General features: G+C 63.9%; 27 protein-coding genes. 23 read left to right on the top strand and 4 right to left on the bottom strand.

What is annotated here, in order from left to right; genetic code table 11:
- The 17 genes from rpsN to dsbD all read left to right on the top strand — a co-directional run bounded on the left by rpsN (position 1) and on the right by dsbD (position 10,206).
- Positions 1–306 carry a 30S ribosomal protein S14 gene (gene rpsN, locus H0X90_RS18420; protein ID WP_006482884.1) on the top strand — a complete coding sequence of 102 codons (306 nt, stop codon included), beginning with the start codon at positions 1–3 and terminating at the stop codon, positions 304–306.
- A gap of 14 nt (positions 307–320) precedes the next feature.
- Positions 321–716 carry a 30S ribosomal protein S8 gene (gene rpsH, locus H0X90_RS18415; RefSeq protein ID WP_006477185.1) on the top strand — a complete coding sequence of 132 codons (396 nt, stop codon included), beginning with the start codon at positions 321–323 and terminating at the stop codon, positions 714–716.
- An 18-nt stretch (positions 717–734) separates the two neighbouring features.
- Complete coding sequence (rplF, locus tag H0X90_RS18410; protein ID WP_006477184.1) at positions 735–1,265, top strand: 50S ribosomal protein L6; 531 nt, start codon at positions 735–737, stop codon at positions 1,263–1,265.
- A 12-nt stretch (positions 1,266–1,277) separates the two neighbouring features.
- On the top strand, positions 1,278–1,643 hold the full coding sequence (rplR, locus tag H0X90_RS18405) for a 50S ribosomal protein L18 (protein ID WP_006477183.1): 366 nt from the start codon (positions 1,278–1,280) through the stop codon (positions 1,641–1,643).
- A gap of 14 nt (positions 1,644–1,657) precedes the next feature.
- On the top strand, positions 1,658–2,176 hold the full coding sequence (gene rpsE / locus H0X90_RS18400; RefSeq protein ID WP_006482895.1) for a 30S ribosomal protein S5: 519 nt from the start codon (positions 1,658–1,660) through the stop codon (positions 2,174–2,176).
- Between the two features lie 15 nt (positions 2,177–2,191).
- The gene (gene rpmD, locus H0X90_RS18395; protein ID WP_006400644.1) at positions 2,192–2,374 is read left to right on the top strand and encodes a 50S ribosomal protein L30; all 183 of its coding nucleotides are present in this window, start codon (positions 2,192–2,194) and stop codon (positions 2,372–2,374) included.
- A gap of 26 nt (positions 2,375–2,400) precedes the next feature.
- Positions 2,401–2,835, top strand: coding sequence for a 50S ribosomal protein L15 (rplO, locus tag H0X90_RS18390; protein WP_006482880.1), 435 nt, complete (start codon positions 2,401–2,403; stop codon positions 2,833–2,835).
- A gap of 42 nt (positions 2,836–2,877) precedes the next feature.
- Positions 2,878–4,227 carry a preprotein translocase subunit SecY gene (secY, locus tag H0X90_RS18385; RefSeq protein WP_006482915.1) on the top strand — a complete coding sequence of 450 codons (1,350 nt, stop codon included), beginning with the start codon at positions 2,878–2,880 and terminating at the stop codon, positions 4,225–4,227.
- Between the two features lie 7 nt (positions 4,228–4,234).
- Entirely contained in the window at positions 4,235–4,453 is a 219-nt protein-coding gene (gene infA, locus H0X90_RS18380; protein ID WP_004521905.1) for a translation initiation factor IF-1, read from the top strand.
- Positions 4,454–4,473: 20 nt separating this feature from the next.
- The gene (rpmJ, locus tag H0X90_RS18375; protein WP_004199844.1) at positions 4,474–4,590 is read left to right on the top strand and encodes a 50S ribosomal protein L36; all 117 of its coding nucleotides are present in this window, start codon (positions 4,474–4,476) and stop codon (positions 4,588–4,590) included.
- A gap of 38 nt (positions 4,591–4,628) precedes the next feature.
- The gene (rpsM, locus tag H0X90_RS18370) at positions 4,629–4,994 is read left to right on the top strand and encodes a 30S ribosomal protein S13 (protein WP_006400641.1); all 366 of its coding nucleotides are present in this window, start codon (positions 4,629–4,631) and stop codon (positions 4,992–4,994) included.
- Positions 4,995–5,022: 28 nt separating this feature from the next.
- Positions 5,023–5,424 carry a 30S ribosomal protein S11 gene (rpsK, locus tag H0X90_RS18365; RefSeq protein ID WP_004197937.1) on the top strand — a complete coding sequence of 134 codons (402 nt, stop codon included), beginning with the start codon at positions 5,023–5,025 and terminating at the stop codon, positions 5,422–5,424.
- A 154-nt stretch (positions 5,425–5,578) separates the two neighbouring features.
- Entirely contained in the window at positions 5,579–6,202 is a 624-nt protein-coding gene (rpsD, locus tag H0X90_RS18360) for a 30S ribosomal protein S4 (protein WP_006477177.1), read from the top strand.
- 124 nt (positions 6,203–6,326) lie between these two features.
- The gene (gene rpoA, locus H0X90_RS18355; protein WP_006477176.1) at positions 6,327–7,304 is read left to right on the top strand and encodes a DNA-directed RNA polymerase subunit alpha; all 978 of its coding nucleotides are present in this window, start codon (positions 6,327–6,329) and stop codon (positions 7,302–7,304) included.
- Between the two features lie 138 nt (positions 7,305–7,442).
- Positions 7,443–7,838 carry a 50S ribosomal protein L17 gene (gene rplQ, locus H0X90_RS18350; RefSeq protein ID WP_006477175.1) on the top strand — a complete coding sequence of 132 codons (396 nt, stop codon included), beginning with the start codon at positions 7,443–7,445 and terminating at the stop codon, positions 7,836–7,838.
- 204 nt (positions 7,839–8,042) lie between these two features.
- On the top strand, positions 8,043–8,369 hold the full coding sequence (gene cutA, locus H0X90_RS18345; protein WP_034201091.1) for a divalent-cation tolerance protein CutA: 327 nt from the start codon (positions 8,043–8,045) through the stop codon (positions 8,367–8,369).
- Positions 8,362–10,206: a protein-disulfide reductase DsbD gene (gene dsbD / locus H0X90_RS18340; RefSeq protein ID WP_077188920.1), complete on the top strand. Its 1,845-nt coding sequence runs from the start codon at positions 8,362–8,364 to the stop codon at positions 10,204–10,206. Before cutA ends, dsbD begins: the two co-directional genes overlap by 8 nt.
- A 129-nt stretch (positions 10,207–10,335) precedes the next feature.
- On the opposite strand, the gene hemB is transcribed toward dsbD, so the two are convergent.
- Both hemB and yihA read right to left on the bottom strand, forming a co-directional pair.
- A complete protein-coding gene (gene hemB, locus H0X90_RS18335) occupies positions 10,336–11,334 on the bottom strand; it encodes a porphobilinogen synthase (protein ID WP_006482872.1) in 999 nt (332 codons plus the stop codon).
- Positions 11,335–11,586: 252 nt separating this feature from the next.
- Positions 11,587–12,246 (bottom strand): ribosome biogenesis GTP-binding protein YihA/YsxC, encoded by a 660-nt coding sequence (gene yihA / locus H0X90_RS18330; RefSeq protein WP_006477171.1) that lies wholly within the window; start codon positions 12,244–12,246, stop codon positions 11,587–11,589.
- A 214-nt stretch (positions 12,247–12,460) separates the two neighbouring features.
- Here yihA and H0X90_RS18325 point away from each other — a divergent pair, with 214 nt between their 5' ends.
- The 5 genes from H0X90_RS18325 (at position 12,461) to msrQ (ending at position 18,584) form a co-directional block, all read left to right on the top strand.
- Entirely contained in the window at positions 12,461–13,114 is a 654-nt protein-coding gene (locus H0X90_RS18325) for a cytochrome c (protein WP_012492295.1), read from the top strand.
- Positions 13,115–13,314: 200 nt separating this feature from the next.
- Positions 13,315–15,528: a cytochrome c biogenesis protein ResB gene (locus tag H0X90_RS18320; RefSeq protein ID WP_006494455.1), complete on the top strand. Its 2,214-nt coding sequence runs from the start codon at positions 13,315–13,317 to the stop codon at positions 15,526–15,528.
- A gap of 4 nt (positions 15,529–15,532) precedes the next feature.
- On the top strand, positions 15,533–16,723 hold the full coding sequence (gene ccsB, locus H0X90_RS18315; RefSeq protein ID WP_006494454.1) for a c-type cytochrome biogenesis protein CcsB: 1,191 nt from the start codon (positions 15,533–15,535) through the stop codon (positions 16,721–16,723).
- Positions 16,724–16,881: 158 nt separating this feature from the next.
- On the top strand, positions 16,882–17,877 hold the full coding sequence (gene msrP, locus H0X90_RS18310) for a protein-methionine-sulfoxide reductase catalytic subunit MsrP (RefSeq protein ID WP_060214790.1): 996 nt from the start codon (positions 16,882–16,884) through the stop codon (positions 17,875–17,877).
- Positions 17,878–17,897: 20 nt separating this feature from the next.
- The gene (msrQ, locus tag H0X90_RS18305; protein WP_006482924.1) at positions 17,898–18,584 is read left to right on the top strand and encodes a protein-methionine-sulfoxide reductase heme-binding subunit MsrQ; all 687 of its coding nucleotides are present in this window, start codon (positions 17,898–17,900) and stop codon (positions 18,582–18,584) included.
- Positions 18,585–18,666: 82 nt separating this feature from the next.
- Here the strand turns inward: msrQ and H0X90_RS18300 are convergent, their stop codons facing one another.
- Positions 18,667–18,942 carry a lipoprotein gene (locus tag H0X90_RS18300; RefSeq protein ID WP_006491729.1) on the bottom strand — a complete coding sequence of 92 codons (276 nt, stop codon included), beginning with the start codon at positions 18,940–18,942 and terminating at the stop codon, positions 18,667–18,669.
- A 36-nt stretch (positions 18,943–18,978) separates the two neighbouring features.
- Between H0X90_RS18300 and cyaY the strand changes: the two genes are divergently transcribed.
- Positions 18,979–19,305 (top strand): iron donor protein CyaY, encoded by a 327-nt coding sequence (gene cyaY / locus H0X90_RS18295; protein WP_006482891.1) that lies wholly within the window; start codon positions 18,979–18,981, stop codon positions 19,303–19,305.
- A gap of 81 nt (positions 19,306–19,386) precedes the next feature.
- Here cyaY and H0X90_RS18290 read toward each other — a convergent pair whose 3' ends face one another.
- A complete protein-coding gene (locus H0X90_RS18290; RefSeq protein ID WP_034201087.1) occupies positions 19,387–21,780 on the bottom strand; it encodes a penicillin-binding protein 1A in 2,394 nt (797 codons plus the stop codon).
- Positions 21,781–21,930 lie beyond the last annotated feature (150 nt).

Below are 21,930 nucleotides of genomic sequence, written 5' to 3'. Positions count from 1 at the left end.
GTGGCTAAACTGGCACTGATCGAACGTGAAAAGAAGCGCGCCCGCCTGGTCGCGAAGTTCGCAGCAAAGCGCGAAGCGCTGAAGGCGATCGTCGAAGACCAAAGCAAGTCGGAAGAAGAGCGCTACGAAGCACGCCTGGAGCTGCAGCAACTGCCCCGCAACGCAAACCCGACCCGCCAGCGTAACCGCTGCGCGATCACGGGCCGTCCGCGTGGCACGTTCCGTAAATTCGGCCTCGCGCGTAACAAGATTCGTGAAATCGCATTCCGTGGCGAGATTCCTGGCCTGACCAAGGCGAGCTGGTAATAGGAGAAACGTAAATGAGCATGAGTGATCCTATCGCCGATATGCTGACTCGCATCCGCAACGCGCAGATGGTCGAGAAGGTATCGGTCGCGATGCCCTCGTCGAAGGTCAAGGTTGCAATCGCGCAAGTCCTGAAGGACGAAGGTTATATCGACGATTTCGCCGTGAAGGCGGAAGGTGCGAAGTCCGAACTGAATATCGCGCTGAAGTACTACGCAGGTCGCCCGGTCATCGAACGCCTCGAGCGCGTGTCGAAGCCTGGTCTGCGCGTGTACCGCGGCCGTAACGACATTCCGCAGGTCATGAATGGCCTCGGTGTGGCAATCGTGTCGACGCCGAAGGGCGTGATGACCGACCGCAAGGCGCGCGCTACCGGCGTCGGCGGCGAAGTCATCTGCTACGTCGCTTAAAGCCGAGGAGAGAGAAACATGTCTCGAGTAGGTAAGAGCCCGATCGCGCTGCAAGGCGCGGAAGTCAAGCTGGCCGACGGTGCAATCACCGTCAAGGGCCCGCTGGGCACCATCACGCAAGCGATCAATCCGCTCGTGAACGTGGCGAACAACGACGGCACGCTGAATCTGTCGCCGGTCGACGAAAGCCGCGAAGCAAATGCACTGTCGGGCACGATGCGCGCGATCATCGCGAATGCCGTGCACGGCGTGACCAAGGGTTTCGAGCGCAAGCTGACGCTGGTTGGCGTCGGTTACCGTGCGCAAGCGCAAGGCGACAAGCTGAACCTGTCGCTGGGTTTCTCGCACCCGGTGGTGCACCAGATGCCGGAAGGCGTCAAGGCTGAAACCCCGACGCAAACCGAAATCGTGATCAAGGGGATCAACAAGCAACAAGTCGGTCAAGTGGCTGCGGAAGTCCGCGGTTACCGTCCGCCGGAGCCGTACAAGGGCAAGGGCGTGCGTTATGCCGACGAGGTTGTGATCCTCAAAGAAACGAAGAAGAAGTAAGGGTGCGCAATCATGGATAAGACTCAATCTCGCCTGCGCCGCGCTCGCCAGACGCGTATCAAGATCGCTGAGCTGCAGGTCGCGCGTCTCGCCGTGCATCGCACGAACACGCACATCTACGCTCAAGTGTTCTCGCCCTGCGGCACCAAGGTGCTGGCCAGCGCGTCGACGCTCGAAGCGGAAGTGCGCGCAGAACTGGCCGACAAGTCGGGCAAGGGCGGCAACGTCAATGCCGCGACGCTGATCGGCAAGCGTATTGCCGAAAAGGCAAAGGCTGCCGGCATCGAATCCGTCGCCTTCGACCGCTCGGGCTTCCGCTACCACGGCCGCGTCAAGGCGCTGGCTGAGGCAGCTCGCGAAGCTGGGCTCAAGTTCTAAGGAAGGAATTCGTCATGGCAAAGATGCAAGCGAAAGTTCAGGCTGACGAGCGCGACGACGGCCTTCGCGAAAAGATGATTTCGGTCAATCGCGTGACCAAGGTCGTGAAGGGTGGCCGTATTCTCGGCTTCGCCGCACTGACCGTGGTTGGCGACGGTGATGGCCGCATCGGTATGGGCAAGGGCAAGGCGAAGGAAGTGCCGGTCGCTGTCCAGAAGGCAATGGAACAAGCTCGCCGCAACATGTTCAAGGTGCCGCTCAAGAACGGCACGCTGCAACACGAAGTGCACGGCAAGCACGGCGCATCCGCTGTCCTCCTCGCTCCGGCGAAGGCAGGTACGGGCGTGATCGCCGGCGGCCCGATGCGCGCAGTGTTCGACGTGATGGGCGTTCAGAACGTCGTGGCGAAGAGCCACGGTTCGACGAACCCGTACAACCTCGTTCGCGCCACGCTGGACGGCCTGCGCAAGCAGTCGACCCCGGCAGACATCGCGGCGAAGCGCGGCAAGTCCGTCGAAGAAATTTTGGGCTAAGCCCGGGTGGTCACCATGTCTGAAAAAACTGTCAAGGTTCAGCTCGTCAAGAGCCTGATCGGGACCCGCGAATCGCACCGCGCGACCGTGCGTGGCTTGGGCCTGCGCCGACTCAACTCGGTTAGCGAGCTGCAGGACACGCCGGCGGTCCGCGGCATGATCAACAAGGTCTCGTACCTCGTTAAGGTCATCGCGTAAGCGGCCCTACGGATCAAGGAGTTGATATGGAATTGAATAACCTGAAGCCGGCAGCTGGCGCCAAGCACGCCAAGCGTCGCGTCGGTCGTGGCATCGGTTCGGGCCTCGGCAAGACGGCTGGCCGTGGTCACAAGGGTCAGAAATCGCGTTCGGGCGGCTTCCACAAAGTCGGTTTCGAAGGCGGTCAGATGCCGCTGCAACGTCGTCTGCCGAAGCGCGGCTTCACGTCGCTGACGAAGGAATTCGTCGGTGAAGTGCGCCTGGGCGACCTCGAGAAGCTGCCGGTCGACGAGATCGATCTGCTCGCACTGAAGCAAGCCGGCCTGGTCGGCGAGCTGACGAAGAGCGCAAAGATCATCGCGACGGGCGAACTGAAGCGCAAGATCGTCGTGAAGGGTCTCGGTGCCACCAAGGGTGCGCGCGCTGCGATCGAAGCGGCTGGCGGTTCGTTCGCCGAGTGACACGCGTAGCGCGTCGTCACTTGCATTCATCGGAGAAGGTACTTGGCTAACAGCCCGAGTCTTGCAAAACCCGGTCGAAGCACGGCGAAATTCGGCGATCTGCGCCGGCGAGCGATGTTCCTGCTCCTGGCGCTGATCGTCTATCGCATCGGCGCGCACATTCCCGTGCCGGGCATCGATCCGGATCAACTGGCTAAGCTGTTCCAGAGCCAGGCGGGCGGCATCCTGGGCATGTTCAACATGTTCTCGGGTGGCGCGCTTTCCCGCTTCACGATCTTTGCGCTGGGGATCATGCCGTACATCTCGGCGTCGATCATCATGCAGTTGCTGGCGATCGTTTCGCCGCAGCTCGAGGCGCTGAAGAAGGAAGGGCAGGCAGGGCAACGGAAGATCACGCAGTACACGCGGTATTTCACCGTGGTGCTCGCGACCTTCCAGGCATTCGGTATCGCGGCTGCGCTGGAAAACCAGCCGGGCCTCGTCACCGATCCCGGCATGCTGTTCCGTCTGACGACGGTCGTGACGCTGGTAACGGGCACGATGTTCCTGATGTGGCTCGGTGAGCAGATTACCGAGCGTGGTCTGGGCAACGGTATCTCGATCATCATCTTCGGCGGGATCGCAGCAGGGTTCCCGAATGCCGTGGGTGGGTTGTTCGAGCTGGTGCGTACGGGTTCGATGAGCATCATTTCGGCGATCATCATCGTCGTTCTGATCGCCGCGGTGACTTACCTGGTCGTGTTCATCGAACGCGGTCAGCGCAAGATCCTCGTGAACTACGCGAAGCGTCAGGTCGGCAACAAGATCTACGGTGGGCAGTCGTCGCATCTGCCGCTGAAGCTGAACATGTCGGGCGTGATTCCGCCGATCTTTGCATCGTCGATCATTCTGTTCCCGGCAACGATTCTCGGCTGGTTCAGTACCGGTCAGCCGACAGGAAGCTGGATTTCCAATACGTTGCATAACGTTGCGGAAGCGCTGAAGCCGGGCCAGCCGGTCTATGTGCTGCTGTACACGCTGGCAATCGTGTTTTTCTGCTTCTTCTACACCGCACTGGTGTTCAACAGCAGGGAGACCGCAGACAACCTGAAGAAGAGCGGCGCGTTTGTTCCGGGCATCCGTCCGGGCGATCAGACCGCACGATATATCGACCGCATCCTCACGCGTCTGACGCTGGCCGGTGCGATCTACATCGTCTTCGTGTGTCTGCTGCCGGAATTCCTGGTGCTGCGCTGGAACGTGCCGTTTTATTTTGGTGGAACGTCGCTGCTGATCATTGTCGTCGTCACGATGGACTTTATGGCGCAGGTGCAGTCGTACGTTATGTCGCAACAGTATGAGTCACTGCTCAAGAAGGCTAACTTCAAGGGCGGCAACATCCCGATGCGTTGAAAGGACTATGGCCAAAGACGATGTAATCCAGATGCAGGGTGAGGTGATTGAAAACCTCCCGAATGCGACCTTCCGCGTGAAGCTGGAAAACGGCCATGTCGTGTTGGGGCATATTTCCGGGAAGATGCGGATGCACTACATCCGCATCCTGCCGGGCGACAAGGTGACGGTTGAATTGACGCCTTACGATCTGTCTCGTGCGCGGATCGTGTTCCGGGCGAAGTGATTTGAAAAAAGGGTATTATCATGAAAGTGATGGCATCGGTTAAGCGCATTTGCCGCAATTGCAAGATCATCAAGCGCAAAGGCGTCGTTCGCGTGATCTGCAGCTCGGATCCGCGCCACAAGCAGCGCCAAGGCTGACCGCGCGTTTGTTTGCGCTTTTTGTTTGAGGAAAAACAATGGCTCGTATCGCAGGGGTTAACATCCCGAATCACCAGCATACCGAGATCGGCCTGACGGCTATCTTCGGTATCGGCCGCACCCGTTCGCGCAGCATCTGCGTGGCAGCTGGCGTCGATTTTTCGAAGAAGGTCAAGGATCTGACCGACGCAGACCTGGAAAAGCTGCGTGAAGAAGTAGGCAAGTTTGTCGTCGAAGGCGATCTGCGCCGTGAAGTGACGATGAACATCAAGCGCCTGATGGACCTCGGTTGCTACCGCGGCGTCCGTCATCGCAAGGGCCTGCCGATGCGCGGTCAGCGTACGCGTACGAACGCACGTACCCGCAAGGGTCCGCGTCGTGCAGCGCAAGCGCTGAAGAAGTAAGCGGAACTGACAGTTACAGGAAAACGTAATGGCTAAGGCTTCGAACACCGCGGCGCAACGCGTTCGCAAGAAGGTTAAGAAGAACGTCGCTGAAGGCGTGGTTCACGTTCACGCGTCGTTCAACAACACGATCATCACGATCACCGATCGCCAAGGCAACGCTCTGGCATGGGCGACGTCGGGCGGTCAGGGCTTCAAGGGCTCGCGCAAATCGACGCCGTTCGCTGCTCAGGTCGCAGCCGAGTCGGCTGGCCGCGTCGCGATGGAATACGGCGTGAAGAATCTGGAAGTGCGGATCAAGGGCCCGGGCCCGGGTCGCGAGTCGGCAGTGCGCGCACTGCACGGCCTCGGCATCAAGATCACCGCGATTTCGGACGTCACCCCGATTCCGCACAACGGCTGCCGCCCGCCGAAGCGTCGTCGTATCTAAGGATGTGCTGGCACGTTCGTGCTAGCGCATTGCCTGTCGCCGCTCAGCGTCGACGGGCGTTGCTTTTTTGATTGACTAAGCCCACCGTTCGCCCCAAAGGGAGCGGACTAGCGCGGATTTCGATCCGCGTGACTGATTGATAAAGGAATGCAAAGTGGCACGTTATATCGGCCCCAAAGCCAAGCTGTCCCGCCGTGAAGGCACCGACCTGTTCCTGAAGAGCGCACGCCGCTCGCTCGCCGACAAGTGCAAGCTCGACAGCAAGCCGGGTCAGCACGGCCGTACCTCGGGCGCACGTACGTCCGACTACGGTACGCAGCTGCGCGAAAAGCAGAAGGTCAAGCGTATCTACGGCGTGCTGGAGCGTCAGTTCCGTCGTTACTTCGCCGAAGCCGATCGCCGCAAGGGCAACACGGGTGAAAACCTGCTGCAACTGCTCGAGTCGCGCCTCGACAACGTCGTGTATCGCATGGGCTTCGGCTCGACCCGCGCTGAAGCGCGTCAGCTGGTGAGCCACAAGTCGATCACCGTGAACGGCGTCGTCGCGAACGTCCCGTCGCAGCAAGTGAAGGCGGGTGACGTCGTCGCGATCCGCGAAAAGGCGAAGAAGCAGGCGCGTATCGTCGAAGCGCTGTCGCTGGCCGAGCAAGGCGGCATGCCGAGCTGGGTTGCAGTCGATGCGAAGAAGTTCGAAGGCACGTTCAAGCAAATGCCGGAACGCGCTGAAATCGCAGGCGACATCAACGAAAGCCTGATCGTCGAATTGTATTCGCGTTAATCCGATTGACGGCCGAGGTACCCCGATTGCGTTGCGCAAGGAGGGGCCTCGGCTGTTTATTTTCTGGTTGTTACCGGTCAGCCTTATCGGTGTAACGAGCCGAGGGTATTGAAAAGGAAAGCCCATGCAAACCAGTTTGCTGAAACCCAAGATCATCGCCGTGGAATCGCTGGGCGAGAACCACGCGAGGGTGGTCATGGAACCGTTCGAACGCGGTTACGGCCACACCTTGGGCAATGCGCTTCGCCGCGTGCTGCTGTCGTCGATGGTAGGCTACGCGCCGACCGAAGTCACGATCGCAGGCGTGGTGCACGAGTACTCGACGCTGGATGGCGTGCAGGAAGACGTCGTCAACCTGCTGCTGAACCTGAAGGGCGTGGTGTTCAAGCTGCATAACCGTGACGAAGTGACGGTTACGCTGCGCAAGGAAGGCGAAGGCGTCGTGACGGCCGGCGATATCGAGCTGGCTCATGATTGCGAAGTCATCAACCCGAATCACGTGATTGCGCACCTGTCGAAGGGTGGCAAGCTCGACGTTCAGATCAAGATCGAAAAGGGTCGCGGCTACGTGCCCGGCAACGTCCGTCGCTACGGCGAAGACACGGCCAAGATCATCGGCCGCATCGTCCTCGACGCCTCGTTCTCGCCGGTTCGCCGCGTGAGCTACGCGGTTGAAAGCGCACGTGTCGAGCAGCGTACCGACCTCGACAAGCTCGTGATGAACATCGAGACGAGCGGCGTGATCACGCCGGAAGAAGCGATCCGCCAGTCGGCCCGCATCCTGGTCGACCAGCTGTCCGTGTTCGCGGCGCTGGAAGGCACGGAAACGGCAGCCGAAGCGCCGTCGCGTGCACCGCAGATCGATCCGATCCTGCTGCGTCCGGTGGACGATCTCGAGCTGACGGTTCGTTCGGCGAACTGCCTGAAGGCCGAGAACATCTACTACATCGGCGATCTGATCCAGCGCACGGAAAACGAGCTGCTGAAGACGCCGAACCTCGGTCGCAAGTCGCTCAACGAGATCAAGGAAGTGCTCGCTTCGCGCGGTCTCACGCTGGGCATGAAGCTCGAGAACTGGCCGCCGGCTGGTCTCGACAAGTAAGCCCGGTTGTTGCTGTAGTTGGCAAAGATGCGGATTTTCCTTTAAAATCCGCATCTTGCTTTTTTTCGTTACCGGCCCGTGCACCCTCCGAGGTGCGATAGAAGAGCTGGATCAAAACTTTGAATCAAGGAAACTGAAATGCGCCATCGTCATGGTCTGCGGAAACTGAACCGCACGAGCAGCCACCGTCTGGCTATGCTCCGTAACATGTCCAACTCGCTGATCGAGCACGAAGTCATCAAGACGACGCTGCCGAAGGCGAAGGAACTCCGTAAAGTCGTCGAGCCGCTGATCACGCTCGGCAAGAAGCCGTCGCTGGCAAACCGTCGCCTGGCGTTCAACCGCCTGCGCGATCGTGACTCGGTGGCGAAGCTGTTCGACGTGCTCGGTCCGCGTTTCGCGAACCGTCCGGGCGGCTACCTGCGCGTGCTGAAGTTCGGCTTCCGCGTGGGCGACAACGCACCGATGGCACTGGTCGAACTGCTCGACCGTCCGGAAGTCGACGAAACGGAAAACGTGCAAGAAGCAGAGTAAGCTTCCGGTACGCAGCAGGATCTGAAAAGGGGCCGAGCGAATGCTTGGCCCTTTTTGTTTTGGGATGTCGGCTGCGATCGATTGTCGCAGGCCGGTGCCGGCAGCGTCGCGCGGGCTGCGCTACGATACGGGGCAACCGGTGCGGCCCCTGAACGGGGGTGACCGGCGCCGGCAGGAGCCGGCAGACCAGCGAGGAGGGCGCGGATGATAGTGGTGCTGATGCTGACGACGGTGCCCGATGCGGCGACGGCTGCGGCGCTTGCCGACGGCGCGCTCGACGCGCGGCTGGCCGCATGCGTATCGGAGCTCGGCACGATCAAGTCGCGCTATCACTGGCAGGGCAAGGTCGAAACGGCCGAAGAGATCCAGTTGCTGTTCAAGACGAGCCCCATGCGGGCGCTCGAACTGGAGCGATTTATTGTCGCGCATCATCCTTACGAGACGCCTGAAATCGTCTCGTGGCAAACGACGGCATCGGCCGCGTATGGCCAGTGGGTGACCAACGAAACTCAACGTCTATTTCATGTTTAACGGTATGGCGCTTTCGGTGCGCGTGCGCGCGCTGCGGTTTCTTGCGGTCCTGTTGTCGTTCGTGTTCGTGCTGGGCGGTCTGTCCGTCGCGCGCGCGGCCGACGATTTCCTCGATCCGTCGGTCGCGTTCAAGTTCAGCGCGAGCGAATCGCCGGGACAGGTGGACGTCCGCTTCAAGATCGCCAACGGCTATTACATGTATCGCGAGCGGTTCGCGTTCGCGGTGAAGAGTGGCCAGGCGACGCTCGGCGAGCCGCAGTTCCCGGCCGGCCACGTGAAGTTCGACCAGACGTTCCAGAAGGACGTCGAGACCTATCGCGACGAAGTCGTCGTTCACGTGCCGGTGAAGCAGGCGGCCGGGCCGTTCGAGCTCGCGGTGACGTCGCAAGGCTGCGCGGACGAAGGGATCTGCTATCCGCCGGCCGAGCACGTGATGAAGGTCGATGGCGCCGCGCTCGGCGCCGCATCGTCGTCCGGCGACACGGCTGCCGCGGGTAGCTGGTTCGACAAGGTCACGAGCGCCGATTTCGCGCAGTCGCTGCTCGAAGGCCACGGCTTCTTCACGATCGTCGCGCTCTACTTCGTCGCGGGCGTCGTGCTGAGCCTGCTGCCGTGTTCGTATCCGATGATTCCGATCGTGTCCGCGATCATCATCGGCCAGGGCACGCGCGCGACGCATGCGCGTGGCTTTGCGTTGTCGTTGACCTACGTGGTCGGCATGGCGCTGGTCTACACGGTGCTCGGCATCGCCGCCGCGCTGGTTGGCCAGAGCCTCGGCGCGTGGCTGCAGAATCCGTGGGTGCTTGGCGCGTTCGGCGTGCTGCTGACCGCGTTTGCAGTGTCGCTGATCTCGGGCAAGGACATCGCGTTGCCGGAGCGCTGGCAGAACGGCGCGGCCGAGGCATCGAGCGCGCGCCCGGGCGGCCACTTCGTCGCGGTCGCGGCGATGGGCGCGTTGTCGGCGCTGGTCGTCGGCGCGTGCATGACGGCGCCGCTGTTCGCGGTGCTCGCGTTCATCGCGCATACCGGCAACGCGTTGCTCGGCGGCGCGGCGCTGTTCGCGATGGGGCTCGGCCTCGGCGTGCCGCTGCTGGTGGTCGGCGTCGGGGCCGGGACGGTGCTGCCGCGCGCCGGCGCGTGGATGGACGGCGTGAAGGTGTTCTTCGGCATCGTGCTGCTCGCGGCCGCGCTGTGGATCGTGTGGCCGGTGCTGGCCGGCGGGCTGAAGATGGTGCTCGCGGCGTTGTGGCTGCTGATCGCGGCGGCGGCGCTCGGCCTGTTCACGCCGAACGCCGGCGCCGCGTCGATCTGGCGTCGCCTGGGCCGCGGCGTGGGCGCCGCGCTCGCGATCTGGGCCGCGACGCTGCTCGTGGGCCTGGCTGCGGGCTCGACCGATCCCGTCAAGCCGCTGGCCGTGCTGGCGGCGCGTACGGTGGCGTCCGGCGGTGCGGCGACGGCCAGTGCGGCGGCTGCGGACGGCCCCGCGTTCGCGCCGGTGCGCTCCAGCGGCGAGCTCGACGCGTTGCTGAAGACGTCGGGCCGGCCCGTGATGCTCGACTTCTATGCCGACTGGTGCGTGAGCTGCAAGGAGATGGAGCATCTGACGTTCACCGACGCGCGCGTGCAGGCGCGGCTCGCGCGGCTTCACCTCGTGCGCGCGGACGTCACCGCGAACAACCCGGACGATCAGGCGCTGCTCAAGCGCTTCAACCTGTTCGGGCCGCCGGGCATCATCTTTTTCGATCGCAACGGCAACGAGATCGGCCGGGTGGTCGGCTATCAGGCGGCCGACACGTTCCTGCGCAGCCTCGATCGGGCGGCCGTGCCGACGGTATGACGATGGCTTGCCGGGGCGAACCGGCGAATCGCAGATTCGGGCCGGCTGACAGCTTCGATCGGCGATAAACAAAAAACGGCGGGACACCGAAGTGTCCCGCCGTTTTTGCTGATGCGCGCCGGTGCGCGATCAGCGCTGCGCTTTCAGCAGACGCGCGGCATCGAGCGCGAAGTACGTGAGCACGCCGTCGGCGCCCGCGCGCTTGAACGCGAGCAGCGATTCGAGCACGACCTTGTCGTGGTCGAGCCAGCCGTTCATCGCGGCGGCCTTCAGCATCGCGTATTCACCGCTCACCTGGTACACGTAGGTCGGGAAGCGGAACTCGTCCTTCACGCGGCGCACGATGTCGAGATACGGCATGCCGGGCTTGACCATCACCATGTCGGCGCCTTCGTCGATGTCGAGGCGTACTTCGCGCAGCGCTTCGTCGCTGTTCGCCGGATCCATCTGGTAGGTCATCTTGTTGCCCTTGCCCAGATTGGATGCCGAACCGACCGCGTCGCGGAACGGGCCGTAGAACGCCGATGCGAACTTCGCCGAATAGGCCATGATCCGCGTATGGATATGGCCGTCGCTTTCCAGCATCTCGCGGATCGCGCCGATGCGGCCGTCCATCATGTCCGACGGCGCGACGATGTCGACGCCGGCTTCCGCCTGCGCGCGCGCCTGTTCGATCAGGATCTCGATCGTGTCGTCGTTGATCACGTAGCCGTTCTCGTCGAGCACGCCGTCCTGGCCGTGGCTCGTGTACGGATCGAGCGCGACGTCGGTCAGCACGCCGAGCTCGGGGAAGCGCTTCTTCAGCTCGCGCACGGCGCGCGGAATCAAGCCTTCGGGATTGGCCGCCTCGCGGCCGTCGGGCGTCTTCAGCGACGGCTCGATGGCCGGGAACAGCGACAGCACGGGCACGCCGAGTTCGACGCACTGCTCGGCGACCTGCATCAGCAGGTCGACCGACACGCGCTCGACGCCGGGCATCGACGGGATGGGCTGGCGTTGCTGGGTGCCTTCGACGACGAACACCGGGTAGATCAGGTCGTCGGTGGTCAGGCGGTTTTCGCGCATCAGGCGGCGGGAGAAGTCGTCGCGGCGCATCCGGCGCGGACGATGAAGCGGATGGAAGCTCATGGCGATTTGGCAGAAATCAGGGCAAGAAGACCTTACGGAACCCTTAGGTCATTTTCGAGATCGTTGGTATATGATAGCGATCGAGCGGCACGCGTTGCGTGCAGCTCCCCGCTTCTCCTCCCTGAGCGGGTGCCTGTCGTTTTTCGATTAGGCTGTTTGACCCGCCGTTCAACGGCGGGTTTTTTTATGAGCCGGCCGAATCCGCAGGTGCCGTCAGGTGCGCACAGCCGATCCCAGCCGCGCGTTGCCCGCTCATTGTGCTACAGGCTCGCTTTTTTCGTCGGCGACGGACGGCCGCAGCCAGCTCTCGATCAGTTCATGGGCCTCGTCGAGCCCCGTACGCTTCAGCGCCGAGAACAGCTGGACCGTCAGCTTGCCCTTCACGCCCTGGTCGCGATACGCGTCGAGCCCCTTCTGCGTGTTGCGCAGCGCATTGATGCTTTCCTGGCGCGTCAATTTGTCGCACTTCGTCAGCAGCGTGTGGATCGGCTTGCCGGTCGGCGCGAACCACTCGATCATGCGTCGATCGAGATCGGTCAGCGGACGGCGCGAATCCATCATCAGGATCAGGCCGCAAAGCTGCGAGCGCGTCGCGAGGTAGGACGACAGCAGCATTTCCCAGTGCGCCTTCGCGGCACCGGGCACTTCCGCGTAGCCGTAGCCGGGCAGGTCGACGAGGTTCGCGACGGGCTCGGCGGCGGGGCCGACGGAGAAGTAGTTGATATGCTGCGTGCGGCCGGGCGTCTTGGACGCAAAGGCCAGCCGCTTCTGGTTGCACAGCACGTTGATCGCCGTCGACTTGCCGGCATTCGAGCGGCCCGCGAACGCGATTTCCGGCTGGACCGTCGGCGGCAGGTCGCGCAGATGGTTGACGGTCGTGTAGAAGCGGGCTTGATGGAGCAGAAAGGCCATGGGAACCGGAAGGACGGGCGGCGCGAGCCGCTTGGTGGAGGCGGGGTAGCCCCGATAGGCGCGGGAGCTTTCAGCACGATATTGTACAATACGGCGGTTTTACCGAAGGCCAACGGGCGCCTGCCTCGCGCTTTTATGTGGCTTCTGCGGTAGACTGAACGCCGTCGTTTTTTGCAGAACCTCAAATTCCCACAAGACGAAACAGGGTGTGCGAATGAATCGACTGTGCAAGTCTCTGATGGTGCTTCAGGTTGCAGCAGGGTTCGTAGGTTTCGTAGCGGAGGCAAACGCGGCAGATGCGGCGAAGCCGGATCTGGACCGCGGCAAGGCGATTGCCGGGCAGGTCTGCGCGTCGTGTCACGGCGCCGACGGCAATAGTGCGTCGGGCAGTTTCCCGAAGCTCGCCGGCCAGCATCCCGAATATCTGGTCAAGCAGTTGAACGACTTCAAGACGCAGCCGGGCGCGAAGGGGCCGGTGCGTAACAACGCGGTGATGGTCGGATTCGCAAGCGCGTTGAGCGCGGACGACATGCGCAACGTCGCCGCGTACTACGGGTCGCAGACGACGAAGCTCGGTACCGCACGCAATGCGGCGACCGTGCCGGTCGGCCAGAAGATCTATCGCGGCGGCATCGCGGAAAAGGGCGTACCGGCCTGCGCGAGCTGCCACGGGCCGACGGGGCAGGGGATCCCGGTCCAGTACCCGCGTCTGTCGGGGCAATGGGCCGATTACACGGTCGCGCAGTTGACCGCGTTCCAGCAGGGTGCCGGCGCGCGCAACAACAACGAGGCGATGCATCAGATCGCGTCGCGGCTGTCGGATACCGAGATCAAGGCCGTCGCCGATTACATCGCGGGTCTGCGTTGAGCGGTCAACCGCGCATGGAATGACCGGCTACCCGAAGGGCGGCCGGAGTCAGAACAAGAAAAGGGTGGGGCGCCGCTGTTCGCGGTCGCCTTGCCCTTTTTTGTTGGCACTCGCCGGGCCGTCCCGAGCGTGCCGATCGCCCGTTGGGGCGCAGCGAACATAGTGAGTGTGGGGGCTGTTTCCCCTGAGTCGGAGTTTGAATGAGCGTTACCACGTCGGGGTTGCAGTCGAAGTCGAGTCAGGGTGCGTCGAAACGCGCGGTCGAGCTGCTCAGCTCGATGCGCTTCGCGATCGCGCTGCTGGTGGTGCTGTCGATCGCGAGCATCATCGGCACGGTCCTGACCCAGGACGATCCGTATCCGAACTACGTGAACCAGTTCGGGCCGTTCTGGGCGGACATCTTCCGCTCGCTGGGCCTGTACAACGTGTACAGCGCGTGGTGGTTCATGCTGATCCTGATCTTCCTCGTCGTGTCGATCTCGCTGTGCGTGATCCGCAATGCGCCGAAGATGCTCGCCGATGCGAAGAGCTGGAAGGACAAGGTCCGCGAAGGCAGCCTGCGCGCGTTCCACCACAAGGCCGAGTACACGGCGTCGGGCACGCGCGCGACGGTCGCGGCGACGCTCGCCACGTTCGTCACGAAGGCCGGCTACAAGCACGTCGTGCGTGAAACCGACGGCGCGACGCTGATCTCCGCGAAGCGCGGCGCGATGACCAAGTGGGGCTACATTTCCGCCCACCTCGCGATCGTCGTGATCTGTATCGGCGGCCTGCTCGATAGCAACCTGCCGATCAAATTCCAGATGTGGATGTTCGGCAAGAGCCCGGTCAACACGAGCGCGACGATCAGCGAGATTTCGCCCGACCATCGCCTGTCCGCGTCGAACCCGACGTTCCGCGGCTATGCGTGGGTGCCGGAGGGCCAGTTCGTGTCGACCGCGATCCTGAACCAGCCGAGCGGCTCGTTGATCCAGGATCTGCCGTTCTCGATCCAGCTCGACAAGTTCATCGTCGATTACTACACGACGGGCATGCCGAAGCTGTTCGCGAGCGACATCGTCGTGATCGATCGCGAGACCGGCCGGAAGATCCCGGCGCGGGTCGAGGTCAACAAGCCGTTCACGTACAAGGGCGTGTCGATCTACCAGTCGAGCTTCCAGGACGGCGGCTCGCAAATGCAGATGACGGCCTACCCGATGACGGGCAGCCATGCGGCGACCGTTCCCGTGAAGGGCACGATCGGCAGCTCGGCGCCGCTGCAGGTCCCGGGCGCCGACGGCGACACGATCGAATTCTCCGATTTCCGCGCGATCAACGTCGAAAACATGGCCGACGCGAACGGCAAGCCGGACGTGCGCGGTGTCGCGACGACCAGCTCGCTGAAGGAAGTATTCGACGAGCGGCTCGGCTCGGGCGCGAAGACGTCGAAGCCGACGCAGCTCCACAACATCGGCCCGTCGGTGCAGTACAAGATTCGCGGCAAGGACGGCCAGGCGCGCGAATTCAACAACTACATGCTGCCCGTCGACATGAACGGCGAACGCGTGTTCCTCGCCGGCGTGCGCGCGAGCCCGAACGATCCGTTCCGTTACATGCGGATCCCGGCCGACAGCCAGGATTCGATCGGCGAATGGATGCGCCTGCGCGCCGCGCTCGAGGATCCGGCCGTGCGCACCGAAGCCGCCGCGCGCTTCGCGCAGCGCTCGCTGCCGGGCGACGCGTCGCTGCGCGGCCGCCTGCAGGACAGCGCGTCGAAGGTGCTGACCCTCTTTGCGGCGAGCGACGACAGCGTCGGCCGCGGCGCGGATGGCCAGCCGGTCGGCGGCTTTCAGGCGGTGGCGACCTTCATCGATCGCTCGGTGCCGAAGGGCGAGCAGGAGAAGGCCGCGAGCCTGCTGCTGCGGATGCTCGAGGGCTCGATGTGGGAGGTCTGGCAGATCGCGCGCGAGCGTGCCGGCGAGCCGGCCGCGCAGCAGGGCACCGACACGATCCGCTTCGTGCAGAACGCGATCAATGCGCTATCCGACAGCTTCTTGTATGGATCGCCGGTCTATTTGCAGCTTGATTCCTTCAAGCAGGTGCAAGCTTCGGTATTTCAGCTGACACGCGCACCCGGCAAGAATCTGGTGTATCTTGGCAGCCTGCTGCTGGTCGCCGGCATCTTCTCGATGTTCTACGTGCGCGAGCGGCGACTCTGGTTCTGGCTGAAGGACGCCGGTTCGGGCGTCGATGTGGTGATGGCAATGTCCACGGCCCGCAAGACCTTCGATTTCGAGAAAGAATTCGTGCAGACGCGCGACGCGGCCGGCGCCGCCTTGCGCGCCGCACCTCGCGATGCCGCGCCCGCCGGTGCGGCTTCGACGGCCCGCCCGCCTGTCGGCGGCGGTTCCGATTCCGAGAATTCCACCCGGTAACATCATGGATCTCACGCAAGTTTCCTCTTCCCGTACGGCGTCGGCCCCGGCGCCGGCATCGTCGCCGTTGTTCGACGAGCGTCCGTTCCTCGCGCGCCTGTCGCTGTTCGACTGGCTGTTCGCCCTGGCGCTCGTGGCGGGCGCGGGCTATGCGCTCGTGCACTACAACGCGCACATGGATTACTACGACAAGGCAGTGATGATCGGCACCGTGCCGGCGCTCGTCGCGCTCGGCTGGCGCTGGAAGCCTGCGCGGCTGATGATGGCGTCGATCGCCGTGCTGTCGCTGTTGTCGATCCAGATCTACCAGGGCGATCTCGCCCGCGCCGATTCGGCGTTCTTCCTCAAGTACTTCCTGTCGAGCCAGTCGGCGATCCTGTGGATGAGCGCGATGTTCGTGCTCGCGACGATCTTCTACTGGATCGGGCTGCTCGCGCGCGCCGAAACGGGCGCCGCGATCGGCCAGAAGCTCACGTGGGTCGCCGTGCTGATGGGCTTCACGGGGCTGATGGTGCGCTGGTACGAGTCCTACCTGATCGGTGCGGACGTCGGGCACATCCCCGTATCGAACCTCTATGAAGTGTTCGTCCTGTTCAGCCTGATCACGGCGCTGCTTTATCTGTATTACGAAGGCCACTACGGCACGCGTTCGCTCGGCGCGTTCGTGCTGCTGGTCATCAGCGCGGCGGTCGGCTTCCTGATGTGGTACTCGGTCGCGCGCGATGCGCAGCAGATCCAGCCGCTCGTGCCGGCGCTGCAAAGCTGGTGGATGAAGATCCACGTGCCGGCGAACTTCATCGGCTACGGCAGCTTCGCGCTGTCGGCGATGGTGTCGGTCGCGTACCTGATGAAGGAGCGCGGGATCCTCGCGGATCGCCTGCCGACGCTGGAGGTGCTCGACGACGTGATGTACAAGTCGATCGCGGTCGGTTTTGCGTTCTTCACGATCGCGACGATCCTCGGCGCGCTGTGGGCGGCCGAAGCGTGGGGCGGCTACTGGAGCTGGGACCCGAAGGAAACCTGGGCGCTGATCGTGTGGCTGAACTACGCGGCGTGGCTGCACATGCGGCTGATGAAGGGCCTGCGCGGCGCGGTGGCCGCCTGGTGGGCGCTCACCGGCCTGCTGGTCACGACGTTCGCGTTCCTCGGCGTCAACATGTTCCTGTCCGGGCTGCACAGCTACGGCAAGCTGTAAGATTTCCGCCGCTCGTCCGACCATAGACCGCCGGTGCACTGCGTGCCCGGCGGTTTTCTTTTGTAATGAGCGGGCGAACCGGGCGTCGAACGGCGCGCGACGGGCCGGGTCGAACGCTGATGAAGCATGCGCGTCGCGCATGCGGGAGGAACTGCACGATGTGGATCAAACGCCCTTTGCGTAACGTACTGACCGGCGCGGATATCGCGCCGAGCGAGATCACGCCGCGCGCGGTATTCGAGAATCGGCGGCGCGTGTTGCAGGCGGCCGGCCTCGCGGCCGCGGGCGGCCTGTTCGGCACCAGCGGCGCGGCGCTCGCCGCGTATGCGTCACCCGACGCGCGGGCGGCGAAGCTCGCGGCAAAAACCAACCCGACATTCGTCGCCATCGACAAGGTGACGCCGTTCAAGGACATCACGTCCTACAACAACTTCTACGAATTCGGCACCGACAAGAGCGATCCGGCGCAGAACGCGGGCACGTTGCGGCCGCGCCCGTGGCGCGTGAGTGTCGAAGGCGAGGTGCAGCACCCGAAGGTGTTCGATCTCGACGAGTTGCTGAAGCTCGCGCCGCTCGAGGAGCGCGTGTACCGGCTGCGCTGCGTCGAGGGCTGGTCGATGGTGATCCCATGGATCGGCGTGCCGCTGTCCGAGCTGATCAAGCGCGTGCAGCCGACTGGCAACGCGAAATACGTGCAGTTCATCACGCTGGCCGATCCGTCGCAGATGCCGGGCCTGTCGACGCCCGTGCTCGACTGGCCGTATTCGGAAGGGCTGCGCATGGACGAGGCGATGAATCCGCTGACGCTGCTGACGATGGGCGTCTACGGGCAGGTGCTGCCGAACCAGAACGGTGCGCCGGTGCGGATCGTCGTGCCGTGGAAATACGGGTTCAAGAGCGCGAAGTCGCTCGTGAAGATCCGCTTCGTCGACAAGCAGCCGAAGACGAGCTGGAACACGTACGCGGCGAACGAGTACGGCTTTTATTCGAACGTGAACCCGAACGTCGATCATCCGCGCTGGAGCCAGGCGACCGAGCGGCGCATCGGCGAGGACGGCTTCTTCACGCCGAAGCGCAAGACGCTGATGTTCAACGGCTACGGCGACTTGGTCGCATCGATGTATCAGGGCATGGACCTGAAAAAGAATTTCTGAGCGCGACCGTGAGAAACGACATGCATCCTTCGACGCTCACACCCGCGCGCGCCGCGGGCGCCGGGCAGGCTGCCCGCACGGCGCGTGCCGGGGCGAACCGTCCTGCCGCGCCGCGCTGGCTCGCGCCGGCCAAGGTGCTGGTGTTCGCAGCCGGCCTCTACCCGCTCGCACGCATCGTGCTGTTCGGGCTGACCGACCGGCTCGGCGCGAACCCGATCGAATTCATCACGCGTTCGACCGGTTTGTGGACGCTCGTCCTGTTGTGCATCACGCTGGCCGTTACGCCGCTGCGGCGCATCACGGGCTTCGCGCCATTGCTGCGCTTTCGTCGGATGATCGGGCTGTTCGCGTTCTTTTACGCGACGCTGCACTTCACGACCTACCTGTGGTTCGACAAGTGGTTCGACGTCGTCGCGATCCTGAAGGATGTCGGCAAGCGCCCGTTCATCACGGTCGGTTTCGCGGCGTTCGTGCTGTTGATTCCGCTCGCCGCGACGTCGCCGCGCGCGATGGTGCGCCGGCTCGGTCGCCACTGGGCGACGCTGCACAGCGCAATCTACGCGATCGCGCTGTTCGGCGTGCTGCACTTCTGGTGGATGCGGGCGGGCAAGCACGATCTGGCGCAGCCGAAGCTCTACGCGGCGATCGTCGCCGCGCTGCTCGGCTGGCGGCTGGTGACGTGGGGCTGGCGGCGCGTGCGCGCGTGACGGCGCGGCCGCTGAAAAACAAAAGGCGATGACCGGGAAGTCATCGCCTCGTTTCGTGCGCCGCGCGGGCGGCAGTGCGTCGTTACTTCGTCGCGGCCGGGCCCGATGCCGGGGCGGGCATGGTCGATGTGCTCGACAGTTCGGGCGACAGCGTGAGCGGCGAGCCGGACGTGTCGGGCGACTCGTCGGACGACGCGTTTTCGTCGGTCGGTTTCACGTCCGACGGCGGCGTATTCTGCGGCTGGATCGGCTTGGGCATCGGAGGCACGGTGGGCAGATAGAGCGCGCCGCTTTGACCGCAGCCGGCAAGAATCGCCAAAGCCGCTACAATCGCGCTCATCCGGAAAACGACTCGCATGATCGTCCCTGAACAATTTAACCGATAGAGTTTAGCATGTCCGATACTGAATACCTGGCCCGTGCAGAGGCCGTGCTGGCGGCCGTCGAGCGTACCGTGGACGTCGCGAACGACGGCGATCACGACATCGATCTGGAACGCAATGGCAGCGTGCTGACGCTGACGTTCGAGAACGGCTCGAAGATCATCGTCAACCTGCAGCCGCCGATGAAGGAGGTGTGGATCGCCGCGAAGGCCGGCGGATTCCACTACCGTTTCATCGACGGCGAATGGCGCGATACGCGCACGGGCACCGAGTTCTTCTCGGCGCTCACCGACTACGCGACCCAGCAGGCCGGCTTGCCGATCACGTTCAGCGCGTAACGGCGGGAGCGCAGCGCTCCGCGCGTCGTGCCCAAAGAAAAAGCGCCCCGCGGGGCGCTTTTTTCATGGCCGGGCCGCGGGTCAGTGGCCGCGGAACAGGTTCATGATGTCCTGCTTCTCCTGCTCGTCGACGTGCGGCACGGCCTCGTCGACGTTCTGCGCAGCGGGCGCCTGCGGCACGCCGACCGTCGACACGAAGCCGTGGCCCGGCGTGAACTCGGTGAAGTACAACTCGCCGCCGAGCGATTCGACGCCTTCCGGCACCGTCGGCTTGAATTCCGGCACGCCCTTCAGCGCAGCGCCCATGTAGTCGATCCAGACCGGCAGCGACAGGCCGCCGCCGGTTTCGCGATCGCCGAGGCTGCGCGGATTGTCATAGCCGATCCATGCGATCGCGGCGAGCGTGTGCTGGTAGCCGGCGAACCACGCGTCGTGCGAGTCGTTCGTCGTGCCGGTCTTGCCCGCGAGATCGGTGCGCTTCAGCACGTTGGTCCGCGCGCCCGTGCCGCGCTGCGCGACGCTCTGCAGCAGGCTGTTCATCACGTAGGCGTTGCGCGCGTCGATCGCGCGCGGCGCGTTCTGCTCGGCGACGAGCGGCTGCGCGCGCGCGACGACCGCGCCGTTCGGATCGGTGACTTCGGCGATCAGGTACGGATTGACGCGATAGCCGCCGTTCGCGAAGACCGAATACGCGCCGGCCATCTGCAGCGGCGTGACCTGGCCGGCGCCGAGTGCCATCGGCAGGTAGGCCGGATGGCGCTCGGCGTCGAAGCCGAAGCGCGTGATGTATTGCTGCGCGTATTTCGTGCCGATGTGATTCAGGATCCGGATCGACACGAGGTTGCGCGAGCGCTGCAGCGCGGTGCGCATCGACATCGGGCCTTCGAAGCCGCCGCCGTAGTTCTTCGGCTCCCACGGCTGGCCGCCGGTTTCCGCGGCGCTGAAATACAGCGGGCCGTCGTTGATCACGGTGGCGGGCCCGAGGCCCTTGTCGAGCGACGCCGAGTAGATGAACGGCTTGAACGACGAACCGGGCTGCCGCCACGCCTGCGTGACGTGGTTGAACTTGTTCTTGTTGTAGTCGAAGCCGCCGACGAGCGAGCGGATCGCCCCGTCCTGCGGGACGATCGACAGGAACGCGCCTTCGACCTGCGGCAACTGCGTGATCGACCATTTGCCGGCGTCGTTCTTCACGACCCGGACGATCGCGCCGGGGCGGATGCGCCGGTTCGGCTGCGCGTTGGCCGACAGCGCGCCCGACGCGAAGCGCAGGTTGTCGCCCTCGATCGTCGCCGTGCTGCCGTCGATGAACGCCACCGTGATCTGGCGCGGGCTCGCGGCCGTCACGACCGCGGCGATCAGCTCGCCGTTGTCGGGATGCTCGAGCAGCGCGTCGTCGATCGCCTGTTCGCGATCGTCGGCGCCGGCCGGCAGTTCGATGAAGCCTTCCGGCCCGCGATAGCCGTGGCGGCGCTCGTAATCCATGATGCCCTTGCGCAGCGCGGTGTACGCGACCTGCTGGTCCGCGGAGTCGATCGTCGTGACGACGTTGAAGCCGCGCGTGTAGGTTTCCTCGCGATACTGCGCATACATCATCTGTCTGACCATTTCCGCGACGTACTCGGCGTGCACGCTGAAATCGCGGCCCGGACCCTTGACGACGAGCGGCTGCGCGGCGGCTTCGTCGTACTGTTCGCGCGTGATGAAGTTCAGCTCGAGCATCCGCTGCAGGATGTATTCCTGGCGCACCTTCGCGCGCTTCGGATTCACGACCGGGTTATACGCGGACGGCGCCTTCGGCAGCCCCGCGAGCATCGCGGCTTCCGCGAGCGTGATGTCCTTCAGATCCTTGCCGAAATAGACGCGCGCCGCGCTCGCGAAGCCGTACGCACGCTGGCCGAGATAGATCTGATTCATGTAGACCTCGAGAATCTGATCCTTCGTCAGCGCGCGCTCGATCCGGTACGCGAGCAGCATTTCGTAGATCTTGCGCGTGTAGGTCTTCTCGCTCGACAGGAAGAAGTTGCGCGCGACCTGCATCGTGATCGTGCTCGCGCCCTGCGACGCGTGGCCGTTCGTCAGCGCGACGAAGCCGGCGCGGATGATGCCGGTGAGGTCGACGCCGCCGTGATCGTAGAAGCGCGCGTCCTCGATCGCGAGGATCGCCTTCTTCAGCGAGTCGGGCACGTCCTTGAAATGAACGACGTCGCGGCGCTCCTCGCCGAATTCGCCGATCAGCACGTGATCGGACGTATAGATGCGCAGCGGTACCTTCGGCCGATAGTCGGTCAGCGCGTCGAGCGACGGCATGTTCGGCCAGGCCACGACGAGCGCATAGCCGAGCACGAGGCCGCCGGCCACGACGAGGGCCACGCACATCGCGGCGAAGCCGAGCAGGACTTTTTGCCACCAGGGCCGCTTCTTCGGCTCCGGGGCGGGAGGCGGGGACGTAGGAGTCGTGGATTGCATAGGCATACCGGAAAACAGTCCCGCGATTATAGCTGCCCGGTAAGACCGGTCCTGACGCGGGGGCCGCCCGTCGGAGAACCGCGGGTCGGCGTGCCGTCAGCATAGTCCGCGCATGGCCACCGAGAGCGAATGCTGGCCGTTTGGCCGACTGTCGGC

It is taken from the genome of Burkholderia sp. 9775_39 (assembly GCF_015712225.1).
Taxonomy (GTDB): domain Bacteria; phylum Pseudomonadota; class Gammaproteobacteria; order Burkholderiales; family Burkholderiaceae; genus Burkholderia; species Burkholderia cenocepacia.
Note: the sequence above shows the minus strand (reverse complement) of the source record. Positions and strands in the feature narration are given on the sequence as shown.